The following is an 18,211-nucleotide window of genomic DNA, read 5'->3' as shown; positions in this document are numbered from 1 at the left end:
AACACAGGGGTTCCGCTTTTTTGACGCCTAGCTGGAAAGCAGCACTCTGGCCGAGTTGGCGGGGATGGTGAGCTGAACCTCGCCCTGCACCACTTCGAACTTGTCGCCGTTGAAGGCGTCGGTGAAGCGGCTGGCGGGACTGGCGGTCTGCCACAGGGGCAGGCTGATGGTGCGCGGCTCGCTGGGGTGACGGTTGCAGGCCACCACCACCTGATCGCTTTGCAGGGTGCGGGCGAACACATAGCTGTGGGAGCCGGCATAGAGGGTCTGGATGTCGCCGCGGCGCAGGGCCGGACGTTGCCGGCGGATCTGGATCAGCCGGCGGTAGTGGTCGTGCAGCACGTGATCCCAGGCGGTGGTCTCCCACGGGAAGCAACGGCGGCAGTCCGGATCGTTGCCACCAGAGAGCCCCACCTCGTCGCCGTAGTAGATGGAGGGCACGCCGATATAGGTGAGCAGCAGGGTGGCCGCGAGCCGCATTCGCTGCTTGTCCTCCCCCAGCAGATGGAGGAAGCGGGCGGTATCGTGGCTGTCCAGCAGGTTGAACTGGGCCAGCTGATTCTTGAACGGGATGTGGGCTCGCGCCAGCTTGAGCCAACGATCCAGCTCTTCGGCGCTGATCTTGATGGGGTGGTAGGCGATGTCCTGGCCAGCCAGGAAGGCGCGGATCGGGTGGGCGAAGCCGTAGTAGTTCATGGCGCCATCCTCCTGATCCCCCTGCAACCACTGGCTCGCCTCGAAGAAGTGTTCGCCCAGCACGTAGGCGTCCGGGTTCTCCTGCTTCACCGCGCCGCGAATGGCGCGCACGTGGCCGCGGTTGCCCTCGGCGGTGCCGCGTTCCCCCAGCATGTGGATGACGTCGAAGCGCCAGCCATCGATCTGGTAGGGGGCGCGCATCCAGTAGCGCAGGATGGCGTCGTCGGCGCGGTAGATGGCGTCCTGTACCTGTTCGCTGGAGAAGTCGAGCTTGGGCAGGCTGCGGATGCCCTTCCAGCTGACGTAATCCCCTTCGTTATCAAAGGTGTAGAAGCTGCGCCACGGCGAGTCCGGGTTGCGCTGGGCCCCCAGCGGCGGGCAGAACCAGGGGTGTTCGGTGGAGGTGTGGTTGACCACCGCATCCAGGATGATCTTCATGCCGCGCTGGTGCAGGTTGCGCGTCAGCTCGGCGAATTGGGCGTTGGTGCCCAGATGCGCATCCACCTTGAAGTAGTCCTGGGTGTCGTACTTGTGGTTGCTCGGCGAATCGAAAATGGGGTTGAGGTAGAGCGCCGTCACCCCGAGGGACTGCAGATAGTGCAGCTTGGCATCGATGCCCGCAAGGTCGCCGCCGTAGAACTCGCAGGCGCCGTGGCCCTCCTCGTGGCGGCTGACCGGCTCTCCCCACGCCTTGCTGATGACCGCCTTGCCGCGGTACTCGTATTCGTGATGCTTGACGCTGAGGGACGGGTCGCCGTTGCAGAAACGATCCGGGAAGATCTGGTAGAACACCTGATCCTGCACCCAGGCCGGCGGCTGGTGCAGGCTGTTGAAGCGAAAATGCTGTTCCCGCGGCGGCATGGCCGAGCTGACGCCGGCGCCATGCAGCCACCACTGCTCCTCGTCGGTGAGACACTTGAAACAGTAGAGGTGTATGTCCTGCCCCTTGTGAAGCGGCAGGGTGCCCTGCCATACCTGCAACCGATCGCGGGTGGAGACCGCCGTCATCGGGATCAGGTACTCCTCGTTGTCCGGCTCGTGGCGCAGCCACACCTCGCGGATCGGCGCGTCCAGCTCGCTGAACAGGGTGAGTTGCAGGGCGTCGGCGCTCTCTTTGAACCAGGGCGCCACCTGGGGATGAAACAGAAACGGATGGGTCATGATGCTTATTGAGTCAGAAGATCGGCGAGGGCATTACCCTGTTCATGCAGTGTTTCGAGCTGACCGGCGAGGGACTTGGGATCCAGTCCCAGCTGGTCGGCCAGCGGCTTGGGGAAGCGAGCTATGATGGCCTGGGCCGGCACCCCGGCGTTCCAAGCGAAGGAGATGAAGACTGCCAGGCGGATCAGTACCGCCTCCTTGCTGACCGGATCGTGGGAGAGGGGATCCAGCTGCTGGGAGATGGCGTCGACGAAGGCCTCCGACAGGTTCCAGCGCCGCGCCAGCTCGGCACCGAGCTGGGCGTAGTCGTAACCCAGCATCTCGCGCTGGGCCTCGACCCGGCTGCTCCCTTTCTGGATCGCCAGATTGATGAGCTCCGCCTCTTCCGGCAGGGTGCTCTGGATCAGCAGCTCGCCGATGTTGTGGATGAGGGCGCAGGTGAAGGCGGTCTCGGGGTCGAGCACCTTGGCCTCCTGGGCCAGCGTCTTGGCGATGGTGGCGACCTGGAAGGTCTCGGTCCAGAACTTGTTCTTGTCGAAGCTGGGAGGGGCCTTGAAGCTGCCGATGATGCCGGAGGCGACCACCACAGATCGCAACCGGTTGAAACCGAGGCGGATAACCGCCTGTTCGATGGAGGTGACTTCGTTGCCGCGGCGCAGGGCGGCCGAGTTGGCCATCCGCAGCACCTTGACGCTGATCACCTGATCCATGGCGATCTTGGCCGCGATCTGGTCGATACGGGCATTTTCATCGCTGAAGCTCTGCATCAACTCATGCAGCAGCTGTGGAATAGTGGGGAGTTGTTTGATCTTGTCAAACAGACGGTCCATCGACATGGCTGAGGCAGCCTCCATTGCGAGCACTGCCTCATATTGTGCCACAGGCGGGGCACATGTTCCTGTTTGTGATCCGGCTTTGTGATGCGAAGGGGGGGTTACAGCACCCAGTCGCGCAGGGTGTATTCCAAACGATGCCGTTTGCCCTGCAGGATCAGGGTCTGGGTGGTGCCATCCAGGGTGGCCCCTTCGGTGAGGGTGGTCAGCACCGCCTGCTCCACCGCATCGAGCGGGGCCTGGCAGGCCATCTCTGTGCTGCCCAGACTGGTCACCCAGAACTTGTTCCCCTCGAGGTGGCCCTGACCGAAGTAGCGGTTGCAGCCGGCGATGCCGTTGACGGTGAAGTGCTCACCTATCTCGAAATCGGGCGGATTGTCTCGCGCCGCGGTGACGGGCTGGCCATCCAGCTTGTCGAGCACCCAGTGGTGGTGCTGCAGGTCTTGCGAGGCAAAGCGGGGAGTACTGCTGCAGGCGCTGAGCAGAAGCAGGGCGAGCAGCAGTAGCAAGAATCTGGGCATGAAAGGGCTCCGGTAGTGGGAGTGACAAGCATACCCTCTGTGCGGCCCCCCAGGCAGGGCAAGGGGGAGTGCCCCCGACCGCTTCTGTCGTCCCGCGGATTGGGCCTGTGTCGTTAAATGGCAACACCAGCCTTGCAAAAGGGTGCCTGCGTCGTCGCTGGCACCCCCGCGGGGGCGTCAGTTGCCGAATAGCCGCTCGGCGTAACGGGCCAGACCGGAGGCGACCGAGCCGAAGTCATCGCCCCCTTCCAGCGGTACCTGGGGTAGCTTCTGGCGGATGAAGGCCTGGATGAGGGGCGAGCGGGCGCTGCCGCCGGTGATGAAGACCCGGTCCGGCTGCACGTCGGCGGCGGCGATGGCTTCGTCCATCAGCTCACCGATCTTCTCCAGCAGCGGGGTGGAGGCGCTGGCCAGCTGATCGCGCTTGAGCTCGGCCGTCAGCCCGTGCTCCAGCTCGGCCAGAGATTGCTGGGCCGACTCCTCCTGGGAGAGGGCGATCTTGCCCTGCTCGGCGCGCCACACCAGCTGGTGGCTCAGCTTGTGGGCGCGCAGGCTGGCGAGGCGCCCCAGCTTGCTGCCGGGCAGGCTGTCGAGCTGCAGATCTTGCAGCTGGCGGCCCGTCTCCAGGCTGTAGAAGCGGCTCTGGGCGCTGACGTCGTTGATGGCGGCGGCGTCCCAGAACAGCGGGTGGGGCAGCGGCTTGCCGGTCTTGAGGGTCTCGTGCATGCCGAGCAGCGGCATCATGCCCTCCACCGTCAGCCGGATGTCGAAGTCGTTGCCGCCGATGCGCTGACCACTGTGGCCGAGCAGATCGCAGCTGCGATCGAGCTGGGCGCGATGGCTCGGGCCCATCCGCAGCACCGAACAGTCGGTGGTACCGCCGCCGATGTCCACCACCAGCACCACCGCATCCTCGTTGAGGCGGGCCTCGAATTCGAAGCCGGCTGCCACCGGCTCATAGAGAAACTCCACCTGCTCGAATCCGGCGAGGCGCGCCGCCTCGCTCAGGATGGCGATGGCCTGACGGTTGCTCTCTTCCCCCGCCAATCCCTGGAAGTTGACCGGGCGGCCGACCACGGCCCGGCGAATAGGCGCGCCGAGCTGCTGCTCCGCCTCGCGCCGCACATGCAGCATCATGGCGCAGACGATGTCTTCGAACAGGGCGATCTGTGGTGCCTTGAGGCCGTAGGCGCCGAGGAAGGATTTCGGCGACTTGATGTAGTAGCCATCGTCCGGCTCTTCCAGATAGCGCTCCAGCGCCGCAGCGCCGAAGCTGAGCTCGTCGATCAGCCCCTCTTCGCGCATCTGGCGGCGTACCGCCTGGGCCCGGGTCACCACGGGGCCGCGCAGCTTGAGGTATTCGCTCTGCTGGGCAGGCGCCAGCCCTTCGGCCAGCAGGCCGGCGATGGCATCCCGATGGGGCGCGTGCAGGGTGGAGGGAAGGTAGTGGGCACCGCTCAGGTTCAGCAGCCGGGGGCTGCCTTGTTCCATCACGGCGACGGCACAGTTGGAGGTACCGTAATCAAATCCGATAAACATGGGCAGCCAGACTCCTGAGCAAAAAAGGGCTGGTAGCCTACCCGAAGGCGCCGGGTCTCACAACCCGGCGCACGGCAATGAACCGCTGAGGGGCAGGGGAGGCCCCTTATTCCACCTCGTTGTCAGAGCGGCCCTGGCTGTCGATGGCGCGGATGTTGCTGAGGGTGGTGTCGGCGATGGCGTGCAGCGCCTCGCGGGTCAGGAAGGCCTGGTGACCGGTGAACAGCACGTTGTGGCAGGCCGACAGGCGGCGGAACACGTCATCGGTGATCACCTCGTTGGACTTGTCGGCGAAGAAGAGATCTTCTTCTTCCTCGTAGACGTCCAGCCCCAGCGCGCCGATACGGGCAGTCTTGAGCGCCTCGATGGCGGCGTTGGAGTCGAGCAGGCCGCCTCGGCTGGTGTTGATGATCATCACCCCGTCCTTCATCTTGGCGAACGCCTCTTTGTTCAGCAGGTGGTAGTTCTCCTTGAACAGCGGGCAGTGCAGGCTGATGACATCGGACTGGCGGAACAGGGTATCGAGATCCACGTACTCGGCACCGAGATCGATGGCCGCCTGGTTCGGATAGGGATCGCTCACCAGCAGGCGCATGCCGAAGCCCTTGAGGATGCGCAGGGTTGCAATGCCGATCTTGCCGGTGCCTATGATGCCGGCGGTGCGACCGTGCATGTTGAAGCCGACCAGCCCCTCCAGCGAGAAGTTGGCGTCACGGGTGCGCTGATAGGCTTTGTGGATGCGACGGTTGAGGGTCATCATCAGGCCCACCGCGTGCTCGGCGACCGCTTCCGGGGAGTAGGCGGGCACTCGCACCACCTTCAGCCCCAGCTCCTTGGCGGCGGCCAGATCCACGTTGTTGTAGCCGGCGCAGCGCAGGGCGATCACCTTGGTGCCGTTGGCGGCCAGCTCGGTCAGCACCTCGCGGTCGGCATCGTCGTTGACGAACAGGCACACCACGGGGAAGCCGTGGGCCAGCCGGGCAGTCTTGGCCTCCAGCCGCACGTCGAAGAACTCAAGTTCATAACCGTACTGGCTGTTGGCCTGATTGAAGTGCTCTTTGTCGTAGCTCTTGGTACTGAAAACGGCGACTCTCATGGTGCGCTCTCCGCAGATAATGATGTAGTTAAATTACAACGAATATGGGTCGTCATCACGGGATAAATGGTGGGGATTCAGCTCCACGGCATGATGGGCACGGCGCTGACCGCACTCTTGTAAGAACCATCCACCAGCTTGGTGCTGTAAGTCAGATAGATCAGCGCATTGCGCTTCTGATCGTAAAAGCGCACCACCTTCTGCTCCTTGAACACCAGCGAGGTGCTGACGTCGAACACCTCTTCTCCCGCCTTCAGCTTGGCGGGCAGGGTGATGGGACCGATCTGGTGGCACGACAGGGAGGCATGGGAGGGATCTTCCGCCAGCCCGAGCCCGCCCTTGACGCCGCCGGTCTTGGGGCGCGCCAGATAGCAGGCAACGCCGTCGATGCGCGGGTCGTCGAACGCCTCCACCAGGATCTTGTGGTTGGGGCCAAACAGCTTGAAGGCGGTGCTCACCTCGCCGACAGGGTCGGCCTTGTCGGCCAGCGCCGGGCCGGCAATCAGTGCGCCCAGCAGCAGCGGCAGGGCGCGAGCAAGGGTGTGACGGTATCTCATGGTCTCTCCTGTTGGCTTCCCTCAGTAGGGAATGCCCAAACGACGATAGAGGCTGGCCAGCACCCAGGCGGGGCCGATCAGCAGAAATTGCAGGTCGGCAAGGAAGGAGGGGCGCTTGCCCTCGATCCTGTGACCGACGAACTGGGCTATCCAGAGCAGCACGAACCCGGCCAGTGCCGGCCACAGCAGCGGGCCCTGCCAGCTGTGGCAAGCGACCAAGCTCAGCGCGGTCAGCACCGCCATCCCCACGAACAGCGCAAACGACAGCCGCAGGTAGAAGGCCAGCACCGGAATGGCGACCAGCGCAGCCCAGTTGAGCGACGGTGGCAGCGGCCCGGCCGGCAGGCACCAGAGCAGGGCCAGGGCGCAGAGATAGATGCCGGGTACCGCCAGCTTGTGGATCGCCACATTGACCGGGTGCCGGTGACTCTGGCCGTACAGTTCAAACCACTCCTCGATTCCCTTCATGGCACCTCCCTGGCGCGCTGTGTGTACCACCTCGTTGTGAGGTGGCCGATTCGTCATCCCTGCGGGGGATACTCCCAATATTGGGCCGGAATGCTCTTGAGCAAGGGGGTCATGTCGGGATTGGGCAGGGCGATTGTGACCCGCTGGTCGAGCTTGGCGCTGGCCAGCGCCTCGCGGATCTTGGGGTTCTCCCGGAAGAACTTCATGAAGCTGCCGTCGGCATAGGCCCGCTCAAGCCCGGTCTGAATCGCCTTGGCCAGTTTCGGCGCCTCGGGACTGACGAAGAAGAACTCGGCGAAGGGGTAGCGGATCAGCAGATGCTGATCGATGACCAGGTTGGGGTATTGCGCCACCAGCTCGCTGCGCTCGGCGAAGATCTCCACCAGGTTGCGCGGGAAGAAATCCAGCTTGTCGCCGTCGTTGATGAGGCGAAACAGGTTGCTGTAGCGCCCCGAATAGGTGGGGATGCCCGCGTTCTCCAGGATCTTGTTGTCGGCCCAGCCCACCCCTTGCGCCGCCTTCAGCTTCTTGAGATCGGCCAGCGAGTTGATCTGGTTGAACTTCTCCTGGGCATCGGCGTGGATGAAGGAGAGTCGCATTCCTTCCAGACCGCGAAACAGCGGGATCGGCACGGCGATGAGGGAGGATTCGAGGGCGCTGGAGGTTCCCATCCAGAACACATTGATGGTTTTGCCCTTGCTGAGCTGCTGCTGCAAGCTGTACTGGTTGAGGTTGAGTTCGACCTGCTGGATGCGAAACGGCTGGTCGGCATGGGTGAGGGCCAGTTCCAGCAGCTTGAGCTGATACTCTTTGTCGAGGTCATTGATCGGTCGGCTGGGCACCTTGACCGTGAGGGTCTGTGCTTGTGCCAGCAACGGCAGACACAAGCACAGTTTGAGGAACCATTTCACTCTCTGCTCTCCTGTAGATTCCGGGGCTTGCCCGGAGTCTAACAGAACTTGTCACTCTGTTGCTGCGCTGCCGTGGCGCGGGAAGCGGCGAGGCAGGGAACCCCGCCTGCATCGAGGCAGACAGGGCCTGCTCGTCATCCCGCCGGCGAGCGCCAGTGACGGCGTGGGGAGGCGTCAGGCGACGCGACGATACACGTGGGTATCGTTGAACTCCTTGGTGCTCTGGCATTCGACGCAGAAGCGGGACTCGGGACGCGCCTGCAGCCGCTTGAGGGAGATCTCGTCCCCGCAGGACTCGCAGTAACCGAAATCCCCTTCGCTGATGCGCTTGAGCGCACCACGCAGCTTGCGCAGATGCAGCTTGTCATGCTCGATGCGGTTCAGCTCCAGACGGCGGGCTTCCTCGATGCTGGCACGGTCAATTTCATCAGCCATCTCGTTGGTATCGGTGGCGATGGCCTGGCTGGCCTGGGAGTTGAGGCGATCTTCGAGTTCGAGGATCTGGCGCTCGATCTGTCCCTTGTAAAAGGCCAGTTGGTCTTCAGTCATGAAATCACACATACGATTTACTACCAGTCAGTTTACTAACCCAATTATCCCTGTTTATGGGGGCTGTCTGCCTGCAGACCAAGCCCTGTGTCCTGTATTTGCACCAAATCCATGCAGGAGAGTGCAAATCAGGGCGGGCCTTGTACCAAAAAAATGCAGGCATGCAAAGCAAAGAGGACAAGGATTGTGCGCCCTTGCAAAAAAATGGCTCGATTCCGACAGGGTCTGACTGAGAACATACGGGGGTAACACGCCTCGTTGGCACCGGCTTTGCAGTGAGTCGTTACCATGACAGGGTGTTTAGTATTTGTTCTCGCCATGGTCATTATATGCGCCGTTATTTATAGTTTTTTAAACACCACCGCTTGACATTGCCCCTGATGGCGGGCTTTTATGGTGGTGTTGATTACAATTTGATAACAAGGGTGTTCCATATATTAGACACCCTTGCCAATGGCAACCGTAGAGTCGGGGTTTAACATGGACAGTATCAAGGGCTGGATGGAGAGCAATCGCATCACGGAAGTGGAGTGCCTGTTTCCGGATTTCACCGGCAATGCCCGAGGCAAGATCATTCCAGCCAACAAGTTTCTGCGCGAAGGGGGCATGCGCCTGCCCGAGGTCATCTTCACCCAGACGGTGACCGGCGAGTATCCGGATGACGACAGCATGATCGACCCGCTGGAGCGGGACATGCAGCTCTATCCCGATCCCAACACCATTCGTTTCGTACCCTGGGCACTGGAGCCCACCGCCCAGGTGATCCACGACTGTTTCGACATCAATGGCAAGCTGATCGACATAGCGCCGCGCTCCGTGCTGCGTCGGGTCCTGTCATTTTACGAGAAGCAGGGCTGGAAGCCGGTGGTGGCCCCCGAGCTGGAATTCTACCTGGTCAAGCGCAACGAAGATCCCGACTATCCGCTGGTGCCGCCCACCGGCCGCAACGGTCGCCCCGAGACGGCCCGCCAGTCGTTCAGCATCGATGCGGTGAACGAATTCGACCCCATCTTCGAGGACATGTACGACTACTGCGAGGCGCAGGAGCTGGAGGTGGATACCCTGATCCACGAGTCCGGCGCCGCCCAGATGGAGATCAACTTCCTGCACGGGGATGCCATCGATCTGGCCGATCAGGTGTTCCTGTTCAAGCGCACCATGCGCGAGGCGGCCCACCGTCACGGGATTTACGCCACCTTCATGGCCAAGCCGATGAGCGACGAGCCCGGTTCCGCCATGCACATTCACCAGAGCCTGGAAGATGAGAACGGTCGCAACCTGTTCGGAGCCGAGAACGGTGGCAACTCCGAGCTGTTCATGCACTTCATCGCCGGCCTGCAGAAATACACCCCGGCGGTGACCGCGCTGCTGGCCCCCAACGTCAACTCCTACCGCCGCCTCACCTTCGGCGAGAGCGCGCCGCGCAACGTCCAGTGGGGGGTGGAGAACCGCACCTGCGGGCTGCGGGTGCCCTTCTCCGAGGCCAGCGCCCGCCGGGTGGAGAACCGCTTCGCCGGCGCCGATGCCAACCCCTATCTGGCGCTGGCCGCCACCCTGGCCTGCGGCTACCTCGGCATGATGGAGAAGCTGGAGCCGCTGCCGGAGATGAAGTCGAGCGCCTATGAGCTGCCCTACAGCTTGCCCCGCTCGCTGGAGGAGGCACTGAGCCACCTGGAGCAGTGCGATCCTATCAAGGAGATGCTGGGCGAGCGCTTTACCCGCGCCTTCGTGGCGGTGAAGCGCAAGGAGTATGAAACCTACTTCGGGGTGATCAGCCGCTGGGAACGGGAGTTCCTGCTGCTGAACGTGTGACCCGGGTGCGCGCCTGACGCGCATCGGCCTGCCGGGAGCGCCCGAGGGCGTTCCCGCTCATATCGACAATGACGGGGCCAAGGTCAGGCTCTCCCACGCCGTGAGTGGGGGAGCACCCTCCCTCATCCGTTGACGAACAAACATCGCTTACATCGAAGGAACCGAGGAGCAAGCAATGCAGCACACCACCCGTGAGTGGCAGCAACTGGAAGCCAGCCATCATCTGCATCCGTTTACCGATTTTCAGGCGCTGAACAAGAAAGGCAGCCGCATCATCACCCGTGCCGAGGGGGTCTATCTGGAAGACTCTGAAGGTAAGCGCATTCTGGACGGCATGGCGGGTCTGTGGTGCGTCAACCTGGGTTACGGTCGCCAGGAGCTGGTGGACGCCGCCACCCGCCAGATGCAGCAACTGCCCTACTACAACCTCTTCTTCCAGACCAGCCACCCGCCTGCCGCCGAGCTGGCAACCCTGCTGGCCGAAGTGACGCCCTCCCACCTCAACCACGTCTTCTTCACCGGCTCGGGTTCCGAGTGCAACGATACCGTGCTGCGCATGGTGCGCCACTACTGGGCCAGCAAGGGGCAGCCGGAGAAGCAGGTGATCATCAGCCGCCACAATGCCTACCACGGCTCCACCGTGGCCGGGGCCAGCCTGGGCGGCATGAAGGGGATGCACGCCCAGGGCGGGTTGCCGATCCCCGGCATAGTGCACATCGATCAGCCCTATCACTTCGGCGAGGGGCAGGGGATGAGCGCCCACGAATTCGGGCTGGCCCGTGCCCGTCAGCTGGAGGAGAAGATTCTGGAGCTGGGGGTGGACAAGGTGGCCGCCTTCATCGGCGAGCCGATCCAGGGCGCCGGCGGCGTCATCATCCCGCCCGACAGCTACTGGCCCGAGATCCAGCGCATCTGCGACAAGTACGGCATCCTGCTCATCGCCGACGAGGTGATCTGCGGCTTTGGCCGCACCGGCCACTGGTTCGCCAGCGAGGGTTTTGGCATCAAGCCGGACCTCATGTGCCTGGCCAAGGGGATCACCTCCGGCTACCTGCCGATGGGGGCTGTGATGGTGGGGGACAGGGTCGCCAAGGTGCTGGTGGAAGAGGGGGGCGAATTCAACCACGGCTTCACCTACTCCGGTCATCCGGTGGCCTGCGCCGTGGCCATTGCCAACATTACGCTTATGCAAAATGAAAGCATAGTTAAGCGAGTTCATGATAGTATCGGCCCCTATTTGCAGCGTCGCTGGGCGGAGCTGGCGGACCACCCGCTGGTGGGCGAAACCCGTGGCAAAGGCCTGGTGGCCGCGCTGGAAATAGTGCAGGACAAGCAGACCAACAGCCGCTTCCCGGCTGAGCTGCAGGCCGGTATGACCTGTCGGGAGTTCTGCTTTAACAATGGCTTGGTGATGAGGGCTGTCGGCGATACCATGATCATATCGCCCCCCTTGGTGATCACCGAGGAACAGGTGGATGAATTGGTCAATCTGGCCAGGCTCAGTCTGGATCTGACGGCGGCAAAGCTGCGGGGATAGGCGGGCGCCGGGCAGGTTGGCTTGCGCATACAATTTGCTTAGGAGACAAGGACGATGTCTTTCAAAACGGGAATGATTGCAGCCTCGGTGGCGCTGGTCATGATGAGCGGCGCGGCGATGGCCGAAGACAAGGTGTTGCACGTCTACAACTGGAGCGACTATATCGCGCCGAACACCCTGGAAGACTTCCAGAAAGAGACGGGCATCAAGGTGGTCTACGACGTGTTCGACAGCAACGAGGTGCTGGAAGCCAAGTTGCTGGCAGGCAGCTCGGGCTATGACATCGTGGTGCCGTCCAACCCCTTCCTGGCCAAGCAGATCAAGGCGGGCGTGTTCCAGAAACTGGACAAGTCCAAGCTCTCCAACTGGCAAAACCTGGATACCTCGTTGCTCAAGGCGCTCGAACCGAGCGACCCGGGTAACCAGTACTCCATTCCTTACCTGTGGGGCACCATCGGTTATGCCTACAACCCGGAGAAGGTGAAAGCCGTGCTGGGTGACAAGGCGCCGGTGGACTCCTGGGATCTGGTGTTCAAACCGGAAAACATGGCCAAGTTGAAGGAGTGCGGTGTCTCCTTCCTCGACTCGCCGACTGAAATGCTGCCGGCCGCCCTGCAATACCTGGGCTTCAAGCCGGACAGCCAGAAGCCAGACGAGCTGAAGAAGGCGGAGGAGCTGTTCCTCTCCATCCGTCCCTACACCGCCTACTTCCACTCCTCCAAGTACATTTCGGATCTGGCCAACGGCAACCTGTGCGTGGCGGTCGGCTATTCCGGTGACTTGCAGCAGTCCAAGTCGCGGGCGATCGAGGCCAAGAACGGCATCAATCTGACCTACGTGATCCCGAAAGAGGGGGCAGGCAGCTTCTTCGACATGCTGGCCATTCCGGCCGATGCCAAGAACGTGGAAGCGGCCCATGTATTCCTGAACTATCTGATGAAGCCCGAGGTGATCGCCCAGATCTCCGACGCCGTCAGCTACCCGAGCGGGAACAAGGCCTCCGTGCCGCTGGTGTCCGAGAAGATCCGCAACGATCCGGGCATCTACCCGAGCGACGAGACCCTCAAGAAGATCTACACCTTCCCGGATCTGCCGGCCAAGGTGCAGCGTCTGATGACTCGTAGCTGGACCAAGATCAAGTCAGGCAAGTAAGTGAAGAGTGCCCCTCCCGGTCCGCAGTTCGGCCGGGAGGGTGGTGACCCACCCGACAGGTTGGACGGCGCGTATGGATGCGCACTGGCAAATCACACATAAAGAGGACTGAGTAAGTGCACATGACCAAGATAGCTACGCTGGCCCTGACCCTGGGGTTTGCAAATCTGACCCAGGCAGCCCCTGTGGTTCATTTTTACAACTGGTCCGACTATATCGGCGAGACCACCCTCAGTGACTTCCAGCAGAAGACCGGGATCAAGACCGTCTATGACGTGTTTGACTCCAACGAGACGCTGGAAGGCAAGCTGCTGACCGGCCGTACCGGTTACGATCTGGTCGTGCCCTCCAACAATTTCCTGGCCAAGCAGATCAAGGCGGGGGCCTTCCAGAAGCTGGATCCCACCCTGCTGCCCAATCTGGCCAACCTGGATCCCGTGCTGCTCAAGCAGCTCGACAAGGTGGATCCAGGCCATCAATACGCCGTGCCCTATCTGTGGGGCACCAACGGCATCGGTTACAACGTCGAGAAGGTCAAGGCGGTACTGGGGGTCGACAAGATCGACTCCTGGGCGACCATCTTCGAGCCGGAAAACATGAAGAAGCTCTCCCACTGCGGGGTGGCCTTCCTCGATTCGGCGGACGAGATGATCCCGGCGGCGCTCAACTATCTGGGGCTCGACCCCAACAGCCATGAGCCGGCAGACCTCAAGCGTGCCGAAGAGCAGCTGCTCAAGGTGCGCCCCTACGTGGCTTACTTCCACTCCTCCAAGTACATCGGCGATCTCGCCAATGGCAACATCTGCGTGGCGGCCGGCTTCTCCGGCGACATCCTGCAGGCGGCGGCGAGGGCCGAGGAGGCGGGCAAGGGGATCAAGATCGCCTACAGCATTCCGAAGGAGGGGGGCAACCTCTGGTTCGACATGATGGCGATCCCGGCCGATGCCACCAACGTGAAAGAGGCGCACGCCCTCATCAACTACATTCTCGAGCCTGACGTCATCGCCAAGGTGAGCGACTACGTGGGGTATGCCAACCCCAACAGCAGAGCGGGAGAGTTCATGGAGAAACGCGTGCGCGAAGACGAATCCGTCTATCCACCCCAGGCGGTGCTGGAACGGCTCTATGTGCAGCAGGCACATCCCCGTGCGGTGCAGCGTCTGATCACCCGGAGTTGGACCAGGATCAAGTCCGGAACCTAACCTTGGCGCCCGTCCCGGGGCGCCAGACTGTTTTATGGATCGGCCCCGGCCGGTATTACCTTTGGGAGTTTGGTAATGGCGATAGCCTCCAGTGCCTACAAGAAAGCCCTCGAGGGCAGCCAGCAACGCAAAGAAGTGCTGGTCAAGATAGACAGGGTAAGCAAGCAGTTCGATGAAACGCTGGCGGTCGACAACGTGTCCCTCAACATCCACAAGGGCGAGATTTTCGCTCTGCTGGGCGGGTCCGGCTCCGGCAAGTCGACCCTGCTGCGGATGCTGGCGGGGTTCGAGCGCCCCACCGAGGGGCGGCTGTTCCTCGACGGCGTCGACATCACCGACATGCCGCCCTATGAGCGTCCCATCAACATGATGTTTCAGTCCTACGCCCTGTTCCCCCATATGACGGTGGCCCAGAACATCGCGTTCGGTCTCAAGCAGGACAACCTGCCCAAGGCGGAGATCGACGCCAGGGTGGAGGAGATGCTCAAGCTGGTGCAGATGACCCAGTATGCCCGCCGCAAGCCGCATCAGCTCTCCGGTGGCCAGCGTCAGCGGGTGGCGCTGGCGCGCTCGCTGGCCAAGCGGCCCAAGCTGCTGCTGCTGGATGAGCCCATGGGGGCGCTCGACAAGAAGCTGCGTTCCCAGATGCAGCTGGAGCTGGTCGAGATCATCGAACGGGTCGGGGTTACCTGCGTCATGGTAACCCACGACCAGGAAGAGGCCATGACCATGGCCGAGCGGATCGCCATCATGCACCTGGGCTGCATCGAGCAGATCGGCAGCCCGATGGACATCTACGAAACCCCGGCCAGCCGGCTGGTGTGCGAGTTCATCGGCAACGTCAACCTGTTTGACGGCCTGCTGGTGGAGGATGAGCAGGACCACGCCACCATCGCCTGCGCCGATCTGGAGCAGCCCATCTACGTGGGTCACGGCATCAGCTCCCGCGCCGAGAACAAGAAGGTGACCTATGCCCTGCGGCCGGAAAAGCTGCTGATGAGCCTGCAAAAGCCGGTGGAGATCGAGCACCCGGACTTCAACTGGACCAAGGGCGAGGTCTACGACATCGCCTATCTGGGCGGTCACTCGGTTTACTACATCCAGTTGCCCTCGGGCAAAATCGTTCAGGCTTTCATCGCCAACGCCGAACGCCACGGCAAGCGGCCGACCTGGGATGACCAGGTGTTCCTCTACTGGGAAGATGACAGCGGCGTGGTGCTGCAATCATGATGGCATTGAAACGACTGAAGTCGTTGGGGGGGCGGCAGCTGGTGATCGGCATCCCGTTCTTCTGGCTGTTCCTGTTCTTCCTGCTGCCCTTCATCATCGTCGTGAAGATCAGCTTCGCCGAAGCGGACGTGGCGATCCCGCCCTACACCGACGTGGTGAGCTGGGCGGACAATCAGCTCACCATACTGCTCAACATGGGCAACTACCTGCTGCTGCGGGAGGATGAGCTCTACATCGCGGCCTATCTCGGCTCCCTCAAGATGGCCCTGGTCAGCACCATTCTCTGCCTGCTGATCGGCTATCCCATGGCCTACTCCATCGCGCGGGCCAACAAGGAGACCCAGACCGTACTGCTGCTGCTCATCATGATGCCGACCTGGACCGCGATCCTGATCCGGGTCTACGCCTGGATGGGCATTCTCAGCAACAACGGCCTGCTCAACAGCCTGTTGATGGGCATCGGCCTCATCGACGAGCCGCTGCAGATCCTCAACACCAACCTGGCGGTCTACATCGGCATCGTTTACTCCTACCTGCCGTTCATGGTGCTGCCGCTTTACGCCAACCTGGTCAAGCATGACCAGAGCCTGCTGGAGGCGGCCTCCGATCTGGGGGCCCGCAACCTGACCCGGTTCTGGCGGATCACGGTACCGCTCTCCAAGAACGGCATCATCGCCGGCTGCATGCTGGTGTTCATTCCGGTGGTGGGTGAGTTCGTGATTCCGGAGCTGCTGGGCGGCCCCGAGACCCTGATGATAGGTAAGGTGCTGTGGCAGGAGTTCTTCAACAACCGCGACTGGCCAGTGGCCTCCGCGCTGGCGGTGGTGATGCTGGCGGTGCTGATCATCCCCATCATCCTGTTCAACCGTAACCAGGCCAAAGAGCTGGAGGGCAAGGCATGATGAGACGTTTCGGTTTTGCCAAGCTGATGCTGTGGCTGGGGCTGCTGTTCATCTACCTGCCCATGATCATCATGGTGATCTACTCCTTCAACGCCTCCAAGCTGGTGACGGTATGGGGGGGCTGGTCGCTCAAGTGGTACTTCGGCCTACTCGACAACAAACAGTTGATCAGCTCCGTGCTGCGCTCGCTGGAGATCGCCTTCTACACCGCCGTCTCGGCGGTGGCGCTGGGGACGGTGGCGGCCTTCGTGCTGACCCGGATCCCGCACTTCCGCGGTCGGACCCTGTTCGGCGGCATGGTGACGGCGCCGCTGGTGATGCCCGAGGTGATCACCGGTCTGTCGCTGCTGCTGCTGTTCGTGGCCATGGCCCAGCTGGTGGGCTGGCCTGCCGAGCGGGGCATGGTGACCATCTGGATAGCCCACACCACCTTCTGTACCGCCTATGTGGCGATCGTGGTGTCGGCGCGGCTGCGGGAGCTGGATCTCTCCATCGAGGAGGCGGCCATGGATCTGGGGGCCAAACCCTGGAAGGTGTTCTTCCTGATCACCATCCCGATGATCGCCCCTTCGCTGGCGGCGGGCGGCATGATGTCGTTTGCCCTGTCGCTGGATGACCTGGTGCTGGCGAGCTTCGTCTCCGGCCCGGGCTCCACGACCCTGCCGATGGAGGTCTTCTCGGCGGTGCGGCTCGGGGTGAAACCCGAGATCAACGCGGTGGCCAGCCTGATCCTGTTGTCGGTGTCGCTGTTCACCTTCGGCAGCTGGTATCTAATGGCCAAGGCGGAGAAACGCCGCCGTGCCGAGATCGCCATGACCACCCAGATGCAGGCAGTCGCCTGACCCCTCACATGATAAGATCCGCATTCTCTCGTCAATCCGGAGGATGAGAATGCGGATCTCCATCTTTAGCGGCCAGGGTGCCGAACTGGTTCCCGGCCTTGTCAGTGCCATCCACAAACAAGCCACCCCCATACCGCTCTGGTGTGGCGTCAGCGGTCTCGCGGGCGACGAACAGTGCGACCAGCGCCACCATGGCGGCCCGGATCGGGCGCTGCACTACTATCCCGCCGATCACTACCCCTGGTGGCATAACTGGCAGATGGCGCTGGGTTTGGCGGCCCCGCGTACCCCCTGGCAGCCCGCCGCCTTCGGCGAGAACCTCTCCGGGGTCGGGTTGACCGAGGCGCAGGCCTGCATCGGCGATGTCTATCGACTCGGCGAGGCGCTGATCCAGATAAGCCAGCCCAGATCACCCTGTTTCAAGCTCAACCAGCGTTTCGGCTATGGCCAGATGTCGCAGGTGATGCAGCTCAACGGCCGCTGCGGCTGGTTGCTGCGGGTGCTGGAGGAGGGGATGGTGATGCCACAGGAGAGGCTGGAGCTGGTGGACAGACCCTACCCTGAGCTCACGGTAAAGCGTACTGCCGATATCCTGTTCAATCAGCTACGCAACGAGGCGGACCTGCTGTTGCTGCTGGAAAATCCGGCCCTCTCGCCCAACTGGCGCAAGCATGCGGCGGACTGGCTGGAGCACGGCACGATTGCGGATTGGCAACGCCGGTTGCTGGGGCCTGAGTCGCTTCGCCTGCCCTGAGGCTGGGTTAGCGAAATGTCACCGTCCGGCTGCATTTCGGTAAAACGGCGGGGAGAGTGCTGAATAGTTGAGCGAACAGCACTTTTTTTCCTTTTTAATGCAAAAAAGGCTTGTGTCGGGTCGGGGCTTTCGGTAAATTCCCGTCCCGCAGACATCGGTGTGTAGCGCAGCTTGGTAGCGCACTTCGTTCGGGACGAAGGGGTCGGAGGTTCGAATCCTCTCACACCGACCACCTTAGAAAAGGCCGCTCAATAGAGCGGCCTTTTCGCATTTGGCTTTCGCCTCAACAGAGGCTGGCTCCAGCGCTGGCAGTCGTACGATGGTATGCCATGCTTTCCTGCTTTCCTGCTTTCCTGCTTTCCTGCTTTCCTGCTTTCCTGCTTTCCTGCTTTCCTGCTTTCCTGCTTTCCTGCTTTCCTGCTTTCCTGCTTTCCTGCTTTCCTGCTTTC

The 18,211-nt window shown here is 62.2% G+C and carries 18 protein-coding genes and 1 tRNA gene; 9 read left to right on the top strand and 10 right to left on the bottom strand.

All coding sequences use genetic code 11. The annotated features are described in order from the left end of the window. Window positions 1-27: 27 nt before the first annotated feature. The 9 genes from malZ to ACB033_RS19055 form a co-directional block, all read right to left on the bottom strand. Window positions 28-1,857: a maltodextrin glucosidase gene (malZ, locus tag ACB033_RS19095; RefSeq protein ID WP_139726346.1), complete on the bottom strand. Its 1,830-nt coding sequence runs from the start codon at window positions 1,855-1,857 to the stop codon at window positions 28-30. A gap of 5 nt (window positions 1,858-1,862) precedes the next feature. After that, a complete protein-coding gene (locus ACB033_RS19090) occupies window positions 1,863-2,711 on the bottom strand; it encodes an HDOD domain-containing protein (RefSeq protein ID WP_017764864.1) in 849 nt (282 codons plus the stop codon). A gap of 80 nt (window positions 2,712-2,791) precedes the next feature. Continuing rightward, window positions 2,792-3,211, bottom strand: coding sequence for an META domain-containing protein (locus tag ACB033_RS19085; RefSeq protein ID WP_017787065.1), 420 nt, complete (start codon window positions 3,209-3,211; stop codon window positions 2,792-2,794). Window positions 3,212-3,388: 177 nt separating this feature from the next. After that, window positions 3,389-4,750 (bottom strand): molecular chaperone, encoded by a 1,362-nt coding sequence (yegD, locus tag ACB033_RS19080; RefSeq protein WP_139726344.1) that lies wholly within the window; start codon window positions 4,748-4,750, stop codon window positions 3,389-3,391. A 106-nt stretch (window positions 4,751-4,856) separates the two neighbouring features. After that, the gene (locus tag ACB033_RS19075) at window positions 4,857-5,846 is read right to left on the bottom strand and encodes a 2-hydroxyacid dehydrogenase (RefSeq protein WP_010635765.1); all 990 of its coding nucleotides are present in this window, start codon (window positions 5,844-5,846) and stop codon (window positions 4,857-4,859) included. Between the two features lie 77 nt (window positions 5,847-5,923). Continuing rightward, window positions 5,924-6,403, bottom strand: a complete 480-nt coding sequence (locus ACB033_RS19070; protein ID WP_139726343.1) for a CreA family protein — start codon at window positions 6,401-6,403, stop codon at window positions 5,924-5,926. A 21-nt stretch (window positions 6,404-6,424) separates the two neighbouring features. Further along, window positions 6,425-6,871, bottom strand: a complete 447-nt coding sequence (locus ACB033_RS19065; protein WP_139726342.1) for a DUF962 domain-containing protein — start codon at window positions 6,869-6,871, stop codon at window positions 6,425-6,427. A gap of 53 nt (window positions 6,872-6,924) precedes the next feature. Further along, window positions 6,925-7,782: a hypothetical protein gene (locus ACB033_RS19060; protein ID WP_139726341.1), complete on the bottom strand. Its 858-nt coding sequence runs from the start codon at window positions 7,780-7,782 to the stop codon at window positions 6,925-6,927. Between the two features lie 174 nt (window positions 7,783-7,956). Further along, complete coding sequence (locus tag ACB033_RS19055) at window positions 7,957-8,343, bottom strand: TraR/DksA C4-type zinc finger protein (RefSeq protein WP_010635769.1); 387 nt, start codon at window positions 8,341-8,343, stop codon at window positions 7,957-7,959. 468 nt (window positions 8,344-8,811) lie between these two features. Between ACB033_RS19055 and ACB033_RS19050 the strand changes: the two genes are divergently transcribed. From ACB033_RS19050 to ACB033_RS19010, 9 genes are all read left to right on the top strand, one after another. Beyond that, entirely contained in the window at window positions 8,812-10,143 is a 1,332-nt protein-coding gene (locus ACB033_RS19050) for a glutamine synthetase family protein (protein ID WP_005306624.1), read from the top strand. Between the two features lie 175 nt (window positions 10,144-10,318). Continuing rightward, complete coding sequence (locus tag ACB033_RS19045; protein ID WP_017764858.1) at window positions 10,319-11,680, top strand: aspartate aminotransferase family protein; 1,362 nt, start codon at window positions 10,319-10,321, stop codon at window positions 11,678-11,680. Between the two features lie 54 nt (window positions 11,681-11,734). Further along, entirely contained in the window at window positions 11,735-12,832 is a 1,098-nt protein-coding gene (locus ACB033_RS19040; protein WP_005306618.1) for a polyamine ABC transporter substrate-binding protein, read from the top strand. A gap of 122 nt (window positions 12,833-12,954) precedes the next feature. Further along, window positions 12,955-14,034, top strand: a complete 1,080-nt coding sequence (locus ACB033_RS19035; protein ID WP_041203042.1) for a polyamine ABC transporter substrate-binding protein — start codon at window positions 12,955-12,957, stop codon at window positions 14,032-14,034. A 75-nt stretch (window positions 14,035-14,109) separates the two neighbouring features. Continuing rightward, window positions 14,110-15,264 carry a polyamine ABC transporter ATP-binding protein gene (gene potA, locus ACB033_RS19030; protein WP_005306611.1) on the top strand — a complete coding sequence of 385 codons (1,155 nt, stop codon included), beginning with the start codon at window positions 14,110-14,112 and terminating at the stop codon, window positions 15,262-15,264. Then, window positions 15,261-16,166: an ABC transporter permease subunit gene (locus ACB033_RS19025; protein ID WP_010635771.1), complete on the top strand. Its 906-nt coding sequence runs from the start codon at window positions 15,261-15,263 to the stop codon at window positions 16,164-16,166. Before potA ends, ACB033_RS19025 begins: the two co-directional genes overlap by 4 nt. Then, a complete protein-coding gene (locus tag ACB033_RS19020; RefSeq protein WP_017784198.1) occupies window positions 16,163-17,008 on the top strand; it encodes an ABC transporter permease subunit in 846 nt (281 codons plus the stop codon). Before ACB033_RS19025 ends, ACB033_RS19020 begins: the two co-directional genes overlap by 4 nt. 49 nt (window positions 17,009-17,057) lie before the next feature. Next, window positions 17,058-17,762: an MOSC domain-containing protein gene (locus tag ACB033_RS19015; RefSeq protein WP_139726340.1), complete on the top strand. Its 705-nt coding sequence runs from the start codon at window positions 17,058-17,060 to the stop codon at window positions 17,760-17,762. A 155-nt stretch (window positions 17,763-17,917) separates the two neighbouring features. Then, window positions 17,918-17,994: transfer RNA gene (locus ACB033_RS19010), tRNA-Pro, on the top strand. Window positions 17,995-17,996: 2 nt separating this feature from the next. Here the strand turns inward: ACB033_RS19010 and ACB033_RS19005 are convergent. Next, window positions 17,997-18,211: hypothetical protein (locus tag ACB033_RS19005; RefSeq protein ID WP_371140679.1), on the bottom strand; the 215-nt coding region annotated here is incomplete at its 5' end.

Source organism: Aeromonas sp. S15(2024) (assembly GCF_041402265.1).
GTDB lineage: Bacteria > Pseudomonadota > Gammaproteobacteria > Enterobacterales > Aeromonadaceae > Aeromonas > Aeromonas dhakensis.
The sequence above is the reverse complement of the archived record's forward strand: the minus strand, read 5'-3'. Positions and strand labels throughout refer to the sequence as shown.

Bases quoted from the DNA above. Each gene is read 5' to 3' on its own strand.
- ACB033_RS19065 (WP_139726342.1), bottom strand. From the start codon at position 6,871: ATGAAGGGAATCGAGGAGTGGTTTGAACTGTACGGCCAGAGTCACCGG.
- ACB033_RS19050 (WP_005306624.1), top strand. From the start codon at position 8,812: ATGGACAGTATCAAGGGCTGGATGGAGAGCAATCGCATCACGGAAGTG.
- ACB033_RS19040 (WP_005306618.1), top strand. From the start codon at position 11,735: ATGTCTTTCAAAACGGGAATGATTGCAGCCTCGGTGGCGCTGGTCATG.
- ACB033_RS19025 (WP_010635771.1), top strand. From the start codon at position 15,261: ATGATGGCATTGAAACGACTGAAGTCGTTGGGGGGGCGGCAGCTGGTG.
- ACB033_RS19070 (WP_139726343.1), bottom strand. From the start codon at position 6,403: ATGAGATACCGTCACACCCTTGCTCGCGCCCTGCCGCTGCTGCTGGGC.
- ACB033_RS19075 (WP_010635765.1), bottom strand. From the start codon at position 5,846: ATGAGAGTCGCCGTTTTCAGTACCAAGAGCTACGACAAAGAGCACTTC.
- ACB033_RS19015 (WP_139726340.1), top strand. From the start codon at position 17,058: ATGCGGATCTCCATCTTTAGCGGCCAGGGTGCCGAACTGGTTCCCGGC.
- ACB033_RS19055 (WP_010635769.1), bottom strand. From the start codon at position 8,343: ATGTGTGATTTCATGACTGAAGACCAACTGGCCTTTTACAAGGGACAG.
- ACB033_RS19090 (WP_017764864.1), bottom strand. From the start codon at position 2,711: ATGGAGGCTGCCTCAGCCATGTCGATGGACCGTCTGTTTGACAAGATC.
- potA (WP_005306611.1), top strand. From the start codon at position 14,110: ATGGCGATAGCCTCCAGTGCCTACAAGAAAGCCCTCGAGGGCAGCCAG.
- malZ (WP_139726346.1), bottom strand. From the start codon at position 1,857: ATGACCCATCCGTTTCTGTTTCATCCCCAGGTGGCGCCCTGGTTCAAA.
- ACB033_RS19035 (WP_041203042.1), top strand. From the start codon at position 12,955: ATGACCAAGATAGCTACGCTGGCCCTGACCCTGGGGTTTGCAAATCTG.
- ACB033_RS19045 (WP_017764858.1), top strand. From the start codon at position 10,319: ATGCAGCACACCACCCGTGAGTGGCAGCAACTGGAAGCCAGCCATCAT.
- yegD (WP_139726344.1), bottom strand. From the start codon at position 4,750: ATGTTTATCGGATTTGATTACGGTACCTCCAACTGTGCCGTCGCCGTG.
- ACB033_RS19085 (WP_017787065.1), bottom strand. From the start codon at position 3,211: ATGCCCAGATTCTTGCTACTGCTGCTCGCCCTGCTTCTGCTCAGCGCC.
- ACB033_RS19020 (WP_017784198.1), top strand. From the start codon at position 16,163: ATGATGAGACGTTTCGGTTTTGCCAAGCTGATGCTGTGGCTGGGGCTG.